The organism is Caenibius sp. WL (genome assembly GCF_019803445.1).
In the GTDB taxonomy this organism is placed as follows: domain Bacteria; phylum Pseudomonadota; class Alphaproteobacteria; order Sphingomonadales; family Sphingomonadaceae; genus Caenibius.
The window spans coordinates 2,312,950-2,329,827 of sequence record NZ_CP081844.1; the positions used below are offsets into that span (position 1 = coordinate 2,312,950).

At 61.5% G+C, this 16,878-nt stretch carries 14 protein-coding genes; all 14 read left to right on the plus strand.

The window, feature by feature from the left end; translation table 11 throughout:
• Positions 1-104: 104 nt before the first annotated feature.
• The 14 genes from K5X80_RS11035 to K5X80_RS11100 all read left to right on the plus strand — a co-directional run bounded on the left by K5X80_RS11035 (position 105) and on the right by K5X80_RS11100 (position 16,867).
• The gene (locus tag K5X80_RS11035; protein ID WP_222557792.1) at positions 105-1,604 is read left to right on the plus strand and encodes a type I restriction-modification system subunit M; all 1,500 of its coding nucleotides are present in this window, start codon (positions 105-107) and stop codon (positions 1,602-1,604) included.
• Positions 1,594-2,628 carry a virulence RhuM family protein gene (locus K5X80_RS11040; protein WP_222557793.1) on the plus strand — a complete coding sequence of 345 codons (1,035 nt, stop codon included), beginning with the start codon at positions 1,594-1,596 and terminating at the stop codon, positions 2,626-2,628. The genes K5X80_RS11035 and K5X80_RS11040 overlap by 11 nt, the downstream gene beginning before the upstream one ends.
• Positions 2,625-4,508 carry a restriction endonuclease subunit S gene (locus tag K5X80_RS11045; protein ID WP_222557794.1) on the plus strand — a complete coding sequence of 628 codons (1,884 nt, stop codon included), beginning with the start codon at positions 2,625-2,627 and terminating at the stop codon, positions 4,506-4,508. Before K5X80_RS11040 ends, K5X80_RS11045 begins: the two co-directional genes overlap by 4 nt.
• Positions 4,505-7,549, plus strand: a complete 3,045-nt coding sequence (locus K5X80_RS11050; protein WP_222557795.1) for a type I restriction endonuclease subunit R — start codon at positions 4,505-4,507, stop codon at positions 7,547-7,549. Before K5X80_RS11045 ends, K5X80_RS11050 begins: the two co-directional genes overlap by 4 nt.
• On the plus strand, positions 7,549-8,289 hold the full coding sequence (locus K5X80_RS11055) for a M48 family metallopeptidase (RefSeq protein WP_222557796.1): 741 nt from the start codon (positions 7,549-7,551) through the stop codon (positions 8,287-8,289). The genes K5X80_RS11050 and K5X80_RS11055 overlap by 1 nt, the downstream gene beginning before the upstream one ends.
• On the plus strand, positions 8,289-8,993 hold the full coding sequence (locus K5X80_RS11060) for a hypothetical protein (protein WP_222557797.1): 705 nt from the start codon (positions 8,289-8,291) through the stop codon (positions 8,991-8,993). Before K5X80_RS11055 ends, K5X80_RS11060 begins: the two co-directional genes overlap by 1 nt.
• Positions 8,994-9,328: 335 nt before the next feature.
• Positions 9,329-10,447 (plus strand): ATP-binding protein, encoded by a 1,119-nt coding sequence (locus K5X80_RS11065; RefSeq protein ID WP_222557798.1) that lies wholly within the window; start codon positions 9,329-9,331, stop codon positions 10,445-10,447.
• 86 nt (positions 10,448-10,533) lie between these two features.
• Positions 10,534-11,586: a substrate-binding domain-containing protein gene (locus K5X80_RS11070; protein ID WP_222557799.1), complete on the plus strand. Its 1,053-nt coding sequence runs from the start codon at positions 10,534-10,536 to the stop codon at positions 11,584-11,586.
• Between the two features lie 14 nt (positions 11,587-11,600).
• Positions 11,601-12,980 carry a phosphate ABC transporter permease subunit PstC gene (pstC, locus tag K5X80_RS11075; protein WP_222557800.1) on the plus strand — a complete coding sequence of 460 codons (1,380 nt, stop codon included), beginning with the start codon at positions 11,601-11,603 and terminating at the stop codon, positions 12,978-12,980.
• A complete protein-coding gene (pstA, locus tag K5X80_RS11080; protein WP_261390504.1) occupies positions 12,973-14,223 on the plus strand; it encodes a phosphate ABC transporter permease PstA in 1,251 nt (416 codons plus the stop codon). The genes pstC and pstA overlap by 8 nt, the downstream gene beginning before the upstream one ends.
• Positions 14,224-14,246: 23 nt before the next feature.
• On the plus strand, positions 14,247-15,038 hold the full coding sequence (pstB, locus tag K5X80_RS11085; protein ID WP_222560436.1) for a phosphate ABC transporter ATP-binding protein PstB: 792 nt from the start codon (positions 14,247-14,249) through the stop codon (positions 15,036-15,038).
• Positions 15,038-15,709, plus strand: a complete 672-nt coding sequence (gene phoU / locus K5X80_RS11090) for a phosphate signaling complex protein PhoU (protein WP_261390505.1) — start codon at positions 15,038-15,040, stop codon at positions 15,707-15,709. The genes pstB and phoU overlap by 1 nt, the downstream gene beginning before the upstream one ends.
• Positions 15,710-15,803: 94 nt before the next feature.
• The gene (phoB, locus tag K5X80_RS11095) at positions 15,804-16,493 is read left to right on the plus strand and encodes a phosphate regulon transcriptional regulator PhoB (protein WP_222557801.1); all 690 of its coding nucleotides are present in this window, start codon (positions 15,804-15,806) and stop codon (positions 16,491-16,493) included.
• 50 nt (positions 16,494-16,543) lie between these two features.
• A complete protein-coding gene (locus tag K5X80_RS11100) occupies positions 16,544-16,867 on the plus strand; it encodes a YnfA family protein (RefSeq protein WP_222557802.1) in 324 nt (107 codons plus the stop codon).
• The last annotated feature ends 11 nt before the right edge of the window (positions 16,868-16,878 follow it).

A 16,878-nucleotide genomic window follows, 5' to 3' on the forward strand; every position in this document is an offset into this window, starting at 1 on the left:
GTTTTCCGGTTCCTTTGTGTCGCCAATAATCCCCGACGCTGCTATCGGATCATCAGGTGAACAAAGTTCGTGGCTCAGGGAGGAGCCGCGCTTCCGGGGGATCAATGCCGATACTGACGCAATCCGAACTCGAACGGCATCTGTGGGGCGCGGCGGACATATTGCGCGGCACGGTCGATGCCGGGGACTACAAGCAATATATCTTCGGCCTGCTGTTCTACAAACGCCTGTGCGACGTGTGGGACGAGGAGTTCGAGGCCCTGCTCGCCGAGACTGGCGACCGCGAAGAAGCCGCCGACCCGGACGAGCACCGCTTCCATATCCCCAAGGAGCATCGCTGGGAGGCCTTGCGCCAGCACGCCACCCAGATTGGCCAGCGGCTGAACAATGCGCTGGCGTCCATCGAAGACGCCAACCTTCGACTGCGCGGGGTGTTCGGCGATGTAGATTTCGCCAATCAGGATCGCTTCTCCGACGCTCTGCTGGAAAAGCTGCTGTCGCACTTCGAGAAACACCGGCTGCGCAATGCCGATGTGCCCGCCGACATGCTGGGCGATGCCTATCTCTACCTCATCAAGATGTTCGCCGAGGGCGCGGGCAAGAAGGGCGGCGAGTTCTACACGCCGCGCCAGATCGTGCGCCTCATGGTCGAGATCGTCGAGCCGCGCCCCGGCATGTCGATCTACGATCCCACCTGCGGCTCTGGCGGCATGCTGCTGGAGGCGGTGCAGTATGTGAAGGATCGGGGCGAGGATGCCCGCACCCTGTCGCTCTATGGGCAGGAGAAGAACTTCGCGACATGGGGCATCGCCGAGATCAACCTGTTCCTGCACAATGTCGATGATGCCTTCATCGCCAAGGGCGACACGATCCTGTCCCCCAAACGGTATGATCCCAAGGCCCGCGAGTTCGTGGAGGGCATTGGGGCCTATGATCGGGTGCTGGCCAACCCGCCGTTCTCGGAAAAGGTGTGGGGCCATGACGTCTGGCAGAATGGCGATCCGTTCGGTCGCGATGCCTATGGCTGCCCGCCCAAAGGCTATGGCGATCTCGCCTTCGTCCAGCACATGCTCGCCAGCCTGAAGGATAACGGGATGCTGGCGGTGGTGGTGCCGCACGGCGTCCTGTTCCGTGGCGGGGCCGAGGGGCGGATCAGGCAGGCCATGCTGGATGCCGATGTGATCGAGGCGGTTGTGGGTCTAGCCCCCAATCTGTTCTACGGCGCGGGCATCCCTGCTGCGATCCTCGTATGCCGCAAGGCCAAGCCTGCCGAGCGACGGGGCAAGGTGCTGATCGTCAATGGCGATGCCACCTTCCAGCCGGGTAAGGCCCAGAACTTCCTGACCGACGATCACGTCCGCACGCTGGCCGATACCGTCCACACCTTCGCCGACATCGAAAAGCTGGCCCGTATCGTCCCGGTCGAGGAGATCGCCGCCAACGGTCACAACCTCAACATCAGCCGCTATGTGCAGACCGGCGCGGATGCCGAGGCCGTCGATGTCGCGGCGGAAGTCGCCAAGCTGCAAGACCTGATCGCCAGGCGCAACGAGGCGGAAGCCGTGATGTTCGGGCACCTCAAGAGGCTTGGCTATGTCGGGTGAAATGATCCTCTACAACACCGAGGATGGTGTTACCGTTGTCCAGTTGCAGGCCGTCAACGGTTCGGCCTGGCTGTCACAGGTGCAGATGGCCGAACTGTTCGAGACCACGGTCTCCAACATCAACAAGCATATCAAGGCGATAATCGACGAGGGCGAGCAGCCGGAGGCAACTATTGAGCATTTCTCAATAGTTCAAACCGAGGGTGGGCGCAGCGTCACCCGACAGGTCGCTCACTACAGCCTGCCCATGATCCTTGCGGTCGGTTTCCGTGTGCGCTCCCCACGTGGCGCGCAGTTCCGGCGCTGGGCATCCACCACCCTGTCCGAATATCTGGTCAAGGGTTTCGCGATGGACGATGCCCGGCTGAAAGAACCGGATGCCGATTATTTCGAGGAACTGCTCGCCCGTATCCGGGACATCCGTTCCTCGGAAAAGCTGTTCTACAAGAAGGTGCTGGAGATTTACGCGACCAGCGTGGATTATGACGGCAGCGCCGAGGCCAGCCAGCTTTTCTTCCAGACCGTGCAGAACAAGATGCACTGGGCGGCCCATGGCCACACCGCTGCCGAGATCGTGGCGGTGCGGGCCGATGCCGCCAAGGATCACATGGGGCTGACCTCATGGTCCAACCAGGCGAAGGGCGGCCCGCCGCGCAAGGCCGATGTTCATATCGCCAAGAACTATCTGGAAGGCGAGGAGATCGAGGCACTCAATCGCATCGTCACCGCCTATCTGGAGTTTGCCGAGATGCAGGCCATGGCGCGCAAGCCCATGACCATGCGCGACTGGATCGCCAAGCTGGACGATTTCCTGAAACTGGGCGATCGTGACATCCTGAGCCACGCGGGCAAAGTCTCCGCCGATGTCGCCAAGACGAAGGCGCTGGCCCAGTATGACAAGTGGCATGCCCGCCAGTTGGAAGCCCCCAGCGCGGTGGAGCGGCACTTTATCGAGGCGACCGCGAAGGCGAAGCTGATCGGCGCTGCGCGACCCAAGGGGAAACCGAAGGGTAGCAGCGAATGAACGCGGTCGTCGAACTGGTCCGCGACAGTGCTGCATTGCCTGATGGATGGCGTTCTCTCCGGCTCTGCGATGTCGCCACATTGGGTGGCGGCGCAACCCCTTCACGCGCAAAGTCAACTTATTGGGACGACGCCACGGTGCCGTGGGCAACGCCTTCGGACATCACGTCACTGCCAACCGGCGTCAGCACCATCGCCAGCACTGAAAGCATGGTATCAGAGCGGGCGTTGGCAGAGTGCTCGTTGTCGCTGAACCCTCCCGGCACCGTGTTGATGACTTCGCGGGCAACGATTGGCTTTGCGGCCATCAACACCGCCCCCATGACGACAAATCAGGGGTTCATCACCTTCGCTGCCGGGCGAGACTTAGACCCTGTCTTCCTGCTGTATTGGCTGATTGCGCAGCGCCCCAACCTTGTCGCGGCGGCAGGTGGCAGCACCTTTAAGGAACTTAGCCGGGGGACCGCCAAGCTGTTGCCTATCCTCCTCCCACCCCTCGACGAGCAGCGGCGGATCGCCGAGGTGCTGCGGTCGGTGGATGAGGCTCTCGCTTGGAATGTCGAAACTGCGCAACATCTTTGGGCATTGAGAAAGCTGGCGCTTGCTGAGTTCTTCGTCGCGTCAGAAACCGAAGAGGCGGAACTGACGGTGTTAGGAAGACTTCGTCGCGGTTGGCGGATTATCGCTGCTGATGCGGTTTGCGAGGCAGTGATCGACTGCAAAAACCGAACCCCGCCGATCACGGACGATGGCCCCGCGGTGGTGCGCACGATGAATGTCCGCCGTGGCCGTTTCGTCAGGGTAAACCTCGCTCGCACAGATACCCAATCATTTGACGAATGGACCAAGAGGGGGAAACCGCAAGTCGGCGATGTGCTGATAACTCGTGAAGCGCCTATCGGCGAAGTTTGCGCCGTTCCGCAAGATGAGCCAGTGTGCCTTGGTCAGCGTATGATGCTCTATCGCCCACGACAGAGTGACCTACATTCTGGCTATCTGCTCTATGCCTTGCAAAGTGCTGGCGTGCAGGAGTATTTGCTTCGATTGGCTGGCGGCTCAACCGTCGGCCACGTGCGAGTTGGCGACATTCGCAACTTGCCCTTGCCTGTGCCAGACATGGAAACGCAGGTCTCAATCGCCAAAGCAATGACTGACATAGATCGGGCTCTCGACCATTCCGAGGGTGCGGTATCACGTCTCCAATCTCTGAAGTCGGCAATAGCTTCCGACCTCCTCTCCGGTCGCGTGCGGATGCCTGCCCCAGTCGCCGCCACCTCTGGCAATAGCGTTCCTGCTGCCTTCAAGCGAGCGGCATTTGCCGCCGAAGTGGTGCATCAGCTTCATAATGACAGTCGCTTCGGTTCTGTGAAGCATGAGAAGATCGTTCACCTATGTGAGTTGCATCTTGATCTGCACAAAGAGCTTGATCGCCATGCTTACAAGGAAGCGGCGGGGCCATATGATCCCAAGGCGCGACGTTCAGTGGAGGCCATTTTTGCCAAGCAAAAATGGTTCAAGGCGCACAAGCCCGATGGTAAGCGTGTTGTGTATACGCCGCTCGAAAAATGTGGGGCGCACAAGAGCTACTTTGACCGCTACTTTGGCGATCGCCAACCGGCGATCCAGTCAATAATTGATTTGTTGCGCCCCCTCGACACCGAACGGTGCGAGATCATCGCTACTCTCTATGCGGTCTGGAACGACTTCCTGATAGACGGCGTCCAGCCAACCGACGATGCCATCGTTGCGTCAGTTCTACAATGGCATCCGAAGAAGGCAACGATTGCAAAAAGTCGATGGCTTGCCGCTCTCCCTTGGATGCGGGGCAAAGGATTGATACCGACCGGCAAAGGCGAAAAAACTCGCGCGGTCGGAGAATGAGTGAATATCGCCTCGCCGAGAAGCCCGCGCTCGATGCGCTGGGGGCTATGGGCTGGCACATGCTGTCGCCTGCACAGGCTCTGGCGATGCGCGAGGAGGAGAACCGTGTCATCCTCAAGCCGGTGCTGATCGCCGCGCTGCGTGACCTCAACGGTATCGGCGCGGAGGATGCCGAGGCGATCTATAACGACCTTGCCACCCTGTCCGACAATGAGGAGTGGCAGCGCAAGCTGCGCGGCGGCTACTCCCGTCGCCTGTCCGGCGAGAACCGCGACAGCCCGATCACGCTGATCGACTTCCAGAACCCGGCGCGTAACGCCTTCCACGTCACCCACCAGTTCCGCGTTGCCGCCCAGCGCCCACGCGTGCCCGACATGGTGCTGTTCGTGAACGGCATCCCGCTGGTGGTGATCGAAGCCAAGTCTCCGCTGAAGGCCACGGCACGCGCCGAGGAAGCGTTCGAGCAGATCAAGCAGTATGAGCGGGACATCCCTCGGCTGTTCTATCCCAACGCCTTCAACCTCGTCACCGATGGCATGGCCACCCTGTATGGCGCGACCGGCGCGCGATCGCAGTTCTACGCCCCTTGGCCCGACGCATGGCCGCGCAGCCGTGATGAGCTCCCCCACGACCTCGCCAAAGACCTGTGGTGCCTGTGCGAGCCGTCGCGCCTGCTCGACCTCTTGGCGCATTTCATCGTGTTCGAGATCGACCCGGAGACCGGCCGCAAGATCAAGAAGGTCTGCCGCTATCAGCAGTTCCGCGCTGTCAACAAAGCTGTCGCGCGGGTTGCGGCGGGCGAACATCGCAAGGGGCTGATCTGGCATACGCAGGGGTCGGGCAAGAGCCTGACCATGGTGTTCCTCGCCCTCAAGCTGAAGACCCACCTGACGCTCGATGCGCCCAGCCTCGCCAACCCCAATATCCTTGTCCTGACCGACCGGATTGATCTCGACGATCAGATCAGCAAGACTTTCGTCGCCTGCGGCCTGCCGAACCCCGTTCAGTGCGGATCAGTCGCGGCGCTGCGCGAGGCGGTGAACCGGGGCGGCAACGGGCAGATATTGCTCTCCACCATCTTCAAGTTCGCCGGATCGAAGGAAGCCATCCCGAACTCTGCCAACTGGATCGTGCTGGTCGATGAGTGCCACCGCACGCAGGAAAAGGACTTGGGCGCGTTCCTGCAAGCCACCCTGCCAGATGCCCATTTCTACGGTTTCACCGGCACGCCGATCAAATCCACCGACAAGGATACCTACGCCCGGTTCAGCGTGGCAGGCGAAGGCTATCTCGACAAATACGGCATCGACGACGCCGTGCGCGACGGCGCGACCGTGCCGATCCTCTATGAAGGCCGCAAAGCCGATTGGGCGATCAACGAAGCCGAGATCGACATATTGTTCGACCGCTGGTTCGTGGACTTGCCCGACGACAAGCGCGACGAGCTGAAGCGCAAGGGATTGACGCTGGCCACCATTGCCAAGCACCCACAGCGCATACGCCTGATCGCGCTCGACATCTGGGAGCATTTCAAGGCGGTCTGCCAGCCGGACGGGTTCAAGGCCCAGATTGTCGCCGTAGACCGGGAGGCGGTGATCCTCTACCGCGCCGCGCTCTCCGCCGTCATCGCCGCTGATCTGGAACGCGGCGGGATGGAGGCCGGGGGCGCACAGGCCAAGGCCGATGCGATGATCGCGTGTGTCTATTCCAGATCGCAAGAAGACAACAAGCCGAGCGAGAACCCGGCGATCGCTGCGCTGCGCGCCGGGCTGGAAGCATGTTATCTCGACGATACCGCCGAAAAGGACGTGAAGAAGCGGTTCAAGGCTGTCGGCCAAGACCCGCAGTTCCTGATCGTATGCGACAAGCTGCTGACCGGGTTCGATGCGCCCATCGAGCATGTGATGTATCTCGACAAGCCGCTCAAGGAGCACAACCTCCTGCAAGCCATCGCCCGCACCAACCGCACCTGCACCATCAGGCTGCCGGACGGGGGCGAGATCGCCAAGCCCAATGGCCGCATCGTCGATTATATCGGCGTCACCAGCCATCTCGACGAGGCGCTGCAATCCTATCGCTCCGAGGATGTCGAGAACGCGATGCGCAACATCGCCATCCTGCGCAACGACCTCAAGGAAGCCCATGCCCGCTACCGCGCCCAGAAGCGCGCCATGGGGCTGGAGGGCATGGACGAAAAGTCCGCCGCCTATGCCGCCGCCAAGCTGGCAGCCGGGGGGCAAGAGGACGACTGGTTCGATCTCCAGCGGCTCACCCGCACCTTCATCAAGGTTTATGCCGACCTGTCCCCCGACCCCGCGATCCTCGACTTCACCGCCGAGGTAAAATGGGCCTCCGCCTTCCTGCGGCTGGCGACACAGGCGATAGCCAAGCACGAGAGCCTCGACCACAGGAGCTATTCCGGCAAGATCAGGGAGATGCTGGAGCAGCACGTGCACGTCACCGGTCTCTCCACCACCATCCGCCTGCGCAGCATCACCGATCCAAACTTCACCGATGACTTCGCCACCGAGGGCAAGGCCGAGCCAGAGTTGCAGGAGGCGTTCGTCCGCAAGTCCGCCGAGCTTCGCCGGACCACCCGCGAACTGGTGGACAAGAACCCGGCGCAATATGGCCGCTTCTCCGAGCGGGTAATGGAGATCATCCGCCGTTTCGAGCAGGGCCAGCTTGCCGCCGCTGATGGTCTGCGCGAGTTCGAGGGGTTGACCGGGGACATCGAGACCGAACAGGGTGCGCACTCCGACCTCGGCATGGACGAGAATGCTTTCTCGATCCTGCGCATCATCGAGACCATCGTGCCCGATACCGATCATGCGACCTTGCAGAACGCGGCCATCGCCATCGGCGCACTATATGCCGATGCCGCCGCGACCCAGCCCGCCTTCGCGCATATGGAGGCATATCTCCGCTCGCTGCGCCAGCAGGTCCGGCGCATCCTAACCGATCACGGTGTCGGCGAGACCAAGACCATCCGCGAGAAGGTCGAGGAATTCGCCGTCCACGCCTATGGGGGCGGGGCCTGATGCCGACGATCCAGATCGGCAGGAAGGAAATCCCTTACGAGCTTCGCCGTTCGGCGACGGCATCGGAACGCCGCATCACCATCACGCCCGGCCATGTCGAGGTGCTGGCGCTCACCCGCGACAATGACGACGACATCGCCGGGTTCCTTGAGCGCAAACGCCAGTGGGTGTTCGACACCGTGCGTGAAATGGAGCGCATCACCGCCAGCCGCCATATCGTGCCCCGGTTCATTACCGGCTCGAAGATACCCTATCGGGGCCGTAACATGCCGCTCACCGTGCGCCGCTCTGACGCCGAGCGCATCGCGATCACCTATCGCAACGGGTTCATCGTTGATCTGCCGCACTGGGTCGGAGACGATGCCGATCACCTCGTCGCCAGCGAACTCAAGCTCTGGCTGAAGCAGCGTGTCCGGCGTGATGTGAAGGAGATCGCCGCCGGCTACGGCAGGCGGTTCGGCCTTGTGCCTCGGTCGATCCGCACGACCGACCTTGCCCATGGTTGGGGATCATGCGGACCTGAGGGCAATGTGCTCATCAACTGGCTCCTGATTTTCGCCCCCAGGAAAGTTCTGGAGTATGTCGTCGTGCACGAACTGGCGCACCTGCGGGTGCGGTCGCATGGGCCGGAGTTCTGGGCATTACTGGGCCAGATCGTCCTGGACTTTGCGACACCAAAGGCTTGGCTGGAGCGGCACCAATCAATGCTGTCGGCGAGCTTCCTTCCGGGAGGTGGGTAATGGGCGTCCCGTATCATACGAGCCAAGACGTGCCGGGTCGATGCCTCTGGCTCATCGACAGGCTCTTCTCCAAAGTTCAGACGATCACCGCTCCGCATGAGACTGACCTCGGCCCGTTGGACGCGACGTTCTTGTTCGCCATGTCCACTCTGATTTTCACGCTCCCGATTGAACGGCTTGAGCGGCATCGCCGTAAGGAAGAGGCCGGTCAGCACGGATACATGGATGATCGACCTCTCGATCCTGCATCAGCGAAGGAGATTGATGCAGTGTTGGGCAGTGACGACACTCGGTTTAACGCGTCACCTTTCCATGTTCCCGGCGCATGGCGCTTCGCATCTATCGACTACAACCCCGATCAAAATCTCGCAGTCGAGTTTCCAGAGGAACTAGCAGTGCGACTTTCGGCAGATGATGCCGTCCGAGACGCTGATGATTTGAGTGCAAGAGCATGGATGAACTGCCTGCGCAATGCTCTGGCACATGGCGGCATTATCTACCTCGATGCGGCGGGGCGACAAGCGCATGGTAAGCCTACTTCGATGATGGGCTTTGTCAGTGCACAGTATCCGAATGGTAATATGCGGAAGCCCCCCGAGCGCCTGATCTCGCTGCGCACCACGCCGAATGAGTATCGAGCTACGCTTCAGAAATGGGTTTGTTGGGTTCAGAGCACAGGATTGTCGCTGCCCGCAGCAGCGTAAGGCGGCAGTCACTCATCCCATCCATTTCAAGGGAGCTAAGCACTACTAGAATGGGTAACCGCCTTGTGATACAAGCCAGAAACCAGACACGTCTAAGTGACTGAAAAATGGTGCCTCAAGGGGATGCAATCGCCCCTCCCGTAGGGGTCACCACGCCTTCAAGCACTTTCCCGACAAGGCGTTTCGCCTCCGGATGCGGTCCGGCGGCATTTGATCTGGCCCAAACTCTGCCTCGCCTCTATGGCCGCTTCTGCATGAAGCTGCCCCGCCCCCTCCCCTGGCCCGGAATTGTTCTGGCTACCCTCTGCAATCTGATCTTGCTGTGGTGGGGCACTATGCTCGACCTGGTGGTGGCCAATTTTCTGCTATGGATCGGTTCGTTGTGGATCGCCCGGCCTGAGCCGGTATTCAGCCAGAACAACGCGGATAGAGTCGTGTTCAGCCGTGACGGCATGCGGCCCCTGATCGAACATTCCGGGCTGCCGCTGATGATGCTGGACCGCAACCGGATCGTGATCGCCAATTCCGCCGCGCGCGAAGCGCTTGGGCGCCATATCGTCGGCCAGGATGCGCGGGTGGCCCTGCGCCACCCCGATGCCATCGCCCTGCTCGATGCCCCTGCCGGCGGCAGCGTGACGATCAAAGGGCTGACCGGCGCGCGCAGCATCTGGCAGATGAGCCGCCACCGCGTGGATGAGCGGTACTGGATGGTCGAACTGCTCAATCGCACGGCGGAAGCTGACATCAGCCGCGCCCACACCGATTTCGTCGCCAATGCCAGCCACGAGTTGCGCACGCCGCTGGCCTCCATCATCGGCTATGTCGAAACGCTGGTCGACATGGAAGGCGAAGTCGATGCCGCAACCTCCGCCCGTTTCCATGGCACGGTGCTGAAGGAAGCGAAGCGGTTGCAGATTCTGGTCGACGATCTGATGTCGCTCTCACGCATCGAGGCGGAGAAGCACGACCTGCCCAATGTGCGGCTCGAACTGAACGGGTTGGCGGCGCAGGCGGCGCGCGATGCCGGCAAGCCGGAGGACAAGGCGCGCATCGCCATTGAGGAAGCCGAACAGCCGCTTTACGTACGGGGTGACCGGCAGCAACTGGAACAACTGGTCCGCAATCTCGTCGATAACGGCCTTAAGTACGGCGATCCGCAAGGCGCAGTAACCGTCACTCTGCAACAGGATGAGAACGACACCGTGGTGCTGTCCGTGCAGGATCAGGGCGAAGGCATCGCGCCCGAGCATATCCCACATCTGACGCGCCGTTTCTATCGTACCGATCCGGGGCGCAGCCGCGCGGCGGGGGGGACAGGCCTGGGACTGGCGATCGTCAAGCATATCGTTGAACGGCACAAGGGCCGCCTCGATATCGCCAGCAAGGCAGGTCAGGGCACCTGCATCACCATCCGCTTTCCGGCCTATCCGAAGGACAGTGCCGAATTGTCATGACGGTTTGTCATGAAGCTGTCACATAAGCAGGACATTCGCCCTCCCGACAGCCTGACATGGCTCGTATTCAGGAAGGGCAAACCAATATGAAGAAATCTCTTTTGCTCGCGACGGCGGTTGCCGCCACTGCATTGCTTGCCTCTTGCGGCGGTGCGGGCGATTCAGCGAGTGGCAAGACGCGCGATTCGATCCGTGCCGTAGGTTCCTCGACAGTCTATCCGTTTGCCAAAGCGGTGGCGGAATCCTTCGCCAAGTCGAACGCCGGTTTCAAATCCCCGATCATCGAATCGACCGGCACCGGCGGCGGGGTGAAGCTGTTCTGCGCGGGTGTCGGCCCTCAGCATCCCGATATCGTCAACGCTTCCCGCCGGATCAAGAAGGCGGAATTCGACGATTGTCAGGCGAATGGTGTGAAGGATATCCTCGAAGTCCAGGTCGGCCTCGACGGTATCGCGCTGGCTTCGGCCAAGGGCGGTATCCAGATGAATCTCACCCCGGAAATCATCTACAAGGCATTGGCGGCCAAGCCGTTCGGCAAGGAGCAGACCGCCAAGACCTGGAAGGATGTCGATCCTTCGCTGCCCGCCACCCCGATCCTCGTTTATGGCCCGCCGTCGACTTCCGGCACGCGTGATGCTCTCAAGGAACTGATCCTTGAAGCAGGTTGCAAGACCGATGCCGCGACCAAGGCGCTGAAGGATACCGACGAAGACAAGTTCAAGCAGGTCTGTACCGAAGTGCGCGGCGATGGCGCCTATGTCGATGCCGGCGAGAACGATAATCTGATCGTCCAGAAGATCGAGGCCAATCCGAAGGCGCTGGGCATTTTCGGCTACAGCTATCTCGAAGAGAACGCGACGAAGATCCATGGCCTGACCATCAACGGCGTCGAACCGACTTACGACAACATTTCGAGCTTCGCCTATCCCGGTGCCCGTCCGCTCTATATGTATGTCAAGAAGGCGCATCTTGATGCCATTCCAGGCTTGAAGGAATTCCTCGGCACTTGGCCCAAGATGTGGAACAAGGATGGTTCGCTCGCCAAGATCGGCCTGGTAGCCGCTCCTGATGCGGTGATCGCCAAGAGCACCGAAGCCGCGACCAAGTTCACGACGATGACCGGCGACGGACTCAAGTAAGGGTTTTCGAGAGCATGTCGCCAACCATTCTGTTGCTACTAGCGCTCGGGCTTGGCCTCGCCGGATGGTTGGCGGCCCGGGCCCGCGCCTACGGCTTCAAGCGTGAAGTCGGAAGCGCGCGGCTCGCAGCCCTGCCCAACTACTACGCCTGGTACGTCGCCCTCTGGGTGCTGATTCCGATTGTCGTCTTCATCGCGGTGTGGAGCTTCATCGCCCCGCAAATGGTGACCAGTTCGGTTCTCGCATCCCCGGCGGCGGCCAACCTTCCCGAATTCGGCTTCCTGCGCAATACCATGCTCAACGAAGCCATGGCCGTCGCCACCGGACAGGCCCAGGCCGTGTTCAACCCGCAGGCCGAAGGACTGGTCGAACCCTATCGCGAAGCGATCGGCCAGAGCCGCATGATCGGCCTCGCCGCCACTCTTATTCTCGGCTTCATGGGGGGGGCTTGGGCGTTCCTGCGGATCAGGCCCGATTTCGCCGCGCGCACCAAAGTCGAACGTGTCGTCATGGGCATCCTGCTGCTGGCTTCGCTGGTCGCGATCCTGACGACGCTCGGCATTCTCGCATCGCTTACATTCGAAACCATCCGTTTCTTCGGCATGGTTTCGCCGATGGACTTCCTGTTCGGCACCCATTGGGGGCCCGATCCGATGGCCGCCACGGCGGACCCGAGCCGTTACGGCGCGATCCCGCTGTTCTGGGGCACGATCTTCATCGGCGCGATCATCGCGATGATCGTGGCGATCCCGCTGGGCCTGATGAGTGCGATCTATCTCACGCAATATGCCAGCCCCACCTGGCGCGCATGGCTCAAGCCCGCGCTGGAGATTCTCGCCGGTGTTCCGACAGTGGTCTATGGCTATTTCGCCGCGCTGACAGTCGCTCCGATCGTTCGCGATGCGGCAGTGGCCATCGGGATCTCCAACGCATCGAGCGAAAGCGCGCTTGCCGCGGGTGTGGTGATGGGCGTGATGATCATCCCGTTCGTTTCTTCCATGGCCGACGATTCCATCGCCGCCGTGCCGCAGGCCATGCGTGACGGCAGCCTGGCGATGGGGGCCACCACTTCCGAAACGATCAAACGCGTGCTGGTTCCCGCTGCCCTACCCGGCATCGTGGCGGGTATCATGCTCGCCATCAGCCGCGCCATTGGCGAAACCATGATCGTGGTCATGGCCGCCGGTGCCGCCGCCAATCTTACTGCCAATCCGCTTGAAGCGATGACAACGGTGACATTCCAGATCGTTGCCATGCTGACCGGTGAAGGCAGTTTCGACCATCCCGCGACTCTCAGCGCCTTTGCCTTGGGGTTCGTGCTTTTCCTCGTGACGCTCGGGCTCAATTTCATCGCCCTGCGCGTCGTAAAACGGTTCCGCGAAGCTTATGAGTGAGGCAACCCATTCCACCCGCACCGCCCGCTTCGAGGCGCGGATCAAGAAGCGCTACGCTGCTGAAAAGCGCTTCAAGTTCATCGGCCTCGGGGCGATCGTTTTCTCGGTCACCGTGCTGGCGATCCTGCTCGTCAGCATGACCATGAACGGCATCGGCGGCTTCCAGCGTGCTGAACTGACCGTCCCCGTCGATTTCCGCACCGCCGGACTGACGATCGATGCCGAAAGGCTGGAAGATGCGGACGCCGTCCAGGCGCTTGAAACCGCTGGTCTGCCGATGCTGGTCGAAAGCGCCGCCGAAGAGGCGCTCGGCGCGGAAGGGGCGCAGCAACTCGGCGGCGATGCCTGGCGCGAAGTCGCCCAGGCGATTGTCGCAGATCCCGCGCTGCTTCAGAGCGAGAAGACATTCCATCTGCCCGCCAACAACGCTTTCGCGGCTGCGCTGCGTGGCGAAGGCCGCGAAGAACTGCGCCCGCTGGCCAAGCAGTTGCATGACAAGGGGCTGTTCGAGCGCCGGTTCGATCCGGGGTTCCTTGCCCGCTCCGATGCCACCGATCCGCAAGTCGTCGGCATCTGGGGGGCGCTCAAGGGCTCGATCCTGACCATGCTGATCACGCTGGCGCTGGCTTTCCCTATCGGGGTTCTGGCAGCGCTCTACCTTGAAGAATACGCCCCCAAGAACCGCTGGACCGACCTGATCGAAGTCTCGATCAACAACCTTGCTGCAGTGCCTTCGATCATTTTCGGCCTGCTCGGACTGGCGGTGTTCCTGTGGATATTCCCCTATTACCGCTCGGCCCCGCTGATCGGCGGGATGACCTTGGCACTGATGACCATGCCGGTGATCGTGATTTCCGGGCGTAATGCGATCAAGGCCGTGCCGCCTTCGATCCGCGATGGCGCGCTGGCCATTGGCGCTTCGCCGGTTCAGGTGGTCTTCCACCATGTCCTGCCGCTTGCCCTTCCCGGGATCATGACCGGGACGATCATCGGCATGGCCCGGGCTCTTGGCGAAACGGCCCCGCTGCTGATGATCGGCATGCGCGCTTTCGTCGCCACACCGCCCGATGGCTTCACATCGCCCGCAACGGTCTTGCCGGTGCAGATTTTCCTGTGGTCGGACGAAATCGACCGAGGTTTCATTGAACGGACTTCGGCCGCGATTATCATCCTGCTTATATTCCTGCTCGTGATGAACGGGCTGGCCATCTACCTCCGCAACCGGTTCGAGAAAAAATGGTGAGCAATCAACCTTCCCCTGAAACGATGATCCCGACCGTCGAATTCGCTGAGCCGAATAGCGATCTGACCCCCAAGATGAGCGCACGCAACGTGTGCGTCTATTACGGGGAGAAAAAAGCGCTCGACGATGTCTCCATCGACATCCAGACCAAATACGTCACCGCGTTCATCGGCCCGTCGGGGTGTGGCAAATCCACGTTCCTGCGCTCGCTGAACCGGATGAACGACACCATCGCCACTGCCAGAGTGACGGGCGACATTCACCTCGACGGTGATGACATCCACACCATGGACGTGGTGCAATTGCGCGCCCGGGTGGGCATGGTGTTCCAGAAACCCAACCCCTTCCCCAAATCGATCTTCGAAAACATCGCCTATGGCCCACGCATTCACGGGCTGGCCGATGGCAAATCGGAGCTGGAAGGCATCGTCGAAAAATCGCTCCGGCGTGCCGGGCTGTGGGACGAAGTCAAGGACCGCCTGCACGACAGCGGCACGGCCCTTTCGGGCGGGCAGCAGCAGCGCCTGTGCATCGCCCGCGCGATTGCCGTCGATCCCGAAGTGATCCTGATGGACGAACCCTGCTCGGCGCTGGACCCCATCGCAACGGCCCGGATCGAGGAACTGATCGATGATCTGCGCGGCCGCTATGCGATCGTGATCGTCACTCACTCCATGCAGCAGGCCGCACGCGTTTCGCAACGCACCGCTTTCTTCCATCTCGGCAAGATGGTGGAATATGGCGCGACTTCGGAAATCTTCACCAATCCGCGCGAAGAGCGCACCAAGGATTACATCACAGGACGGTACGGCTGATGGCGGAACATACAGTCAAAGCGTTTGACGAAGACATCACCCGCATCCGCGGCCTGATCGCCGAAATGGGCGGGCTGGCCGAAGTTGCGGTGCAGGAAGCGATGGATGCGCTGATCAACAGCGACGAAGCGCTCGCCAATGCTGTCGTTGCCCGCGACAAGAAGATCGACGCGCTCGAAGTCGAAGTGGACAAGCTGGCCGTGCGCATCATCGCCTTGCGGGCGCCGATGGCCGACGACTTGCGCGAAGTGGTCGCCGCGCTCAAGATTTCGGGGGTGGTCGAACGGATCGGCGATTATGCCAAGAACATCGCCAAACGGGTCGACCGGATCGAACGGCGCAAGATGTTCGAACCGCTGACCCTGTTGCCCGCGATGGGCGATCTGGCCAGCGAAATGGTCCATGACGTGCTCACCGCCTATGGCGCGCGCGATGTTGTGCTGGCCAGGGAAGTGATCGTTCGCGACCGCAAGATGGACGGGTTCTACGACAGCCTGTTCCGCAATCTGGTCTCGTTCATGATGGAAAATCCGGCCACGATCAGCAGCGCAGCGCAAATGCTGTTCATCGCCCGCAATCTGGAGCGGATCGGCGACCATGCGACCAATGTCGCCGAAATGATCCATTACGCCGCCACCGGCACTTATCCGCCCGACCGGTCCGACGATTGAGCAAGCCTGACAGGCGGCGACCGCAGCTTTTGTTTACGCACCACGGAATTGTCACGATAGTGCAACAATTCCGTGGTGTGAGGCTGTCAGAACAATGACCAGACCCAAACTCCTGCTTGTCGAAGACGACACAGCGCTCGCCGAACTGCTCGAATTCCGTTTCCGGAACGAAGGCTATCAGGTTCGCATGACCGGCGATGGCGACGATGCCCTGGTGCTCGCCGCCGAAGATGTGCCGGACCTCATCATTCTCGACTGGATGATCGAAGGCACCAGCGGCATCGAAGTCTGCCGGCGGTTGCGGCGCGACAAGGCCACCGCCAACGTCCCGATCATCATGCTGACCGCGCGCGGCGCGGAGGATGACCGGATTCGCGGCTTGGATACCGGCGCGGACGATTACATGACCAAGCCTTTCTCCCCGCGTGAACTGCAGGCTCGCGTCGCAGCGGTCCTGCGCCGCTTGCGCCCTGCGCTGGCGGGCGAAACGGTGGTCGTCGGCGATCTCAGCCTCGATCCCGTGGCCCACCGGGTGGAACGGCGCGGCACGAAGCTGGCGCTCGGCCCCACCGAATACCGCCTGCTGCAATTCTTCATGGAACATCCCGGGCGCGTGTTTTCACGCGGGCAACTGCTCGATGCCGTATGGGGCACGGGCAGCGAGATCGAGGAACGAACGGTCGACGTGCATATCCGGCGGCTACGCAAGGCGATCGAGATCGCCGATGCCATCGATCCGATCCGCACGGTGCGTTCAGCAGGCTATTCCTTCGAAGGCGCATAACCCACCCGCACACCGTTGCCGGCACAGCCAATTGCTGCGACAGGCAGGGAATGACCGCCTTTGCCTATATCGGCGCCGCGCTGACCGAAATTGCCGGATGCTTCGCGTTCTGGGCCTGGTTGCGGCTGGATAAGTCGCCAGTGTGGCTCATGCCCGGCATGGTATCGCTCGCGCTGTTTGCCTATCTGCTGACGCTGGTCGAAGCGGATCACGCCGGGCGCACCTACGCCGCTTATGGCGGGGTCTATATCGTTTCCGCGATCGCGTGGCTGTGGCTGGTCGAAGGGGCCCGGCCGGATCGCTGGGATATGATCGGCGGCGCGGTCTGCCTGTGCGGCGCGGCGATCATCCTGTGGAGGCCTCGGGCCGCCTGACGTCGTATACT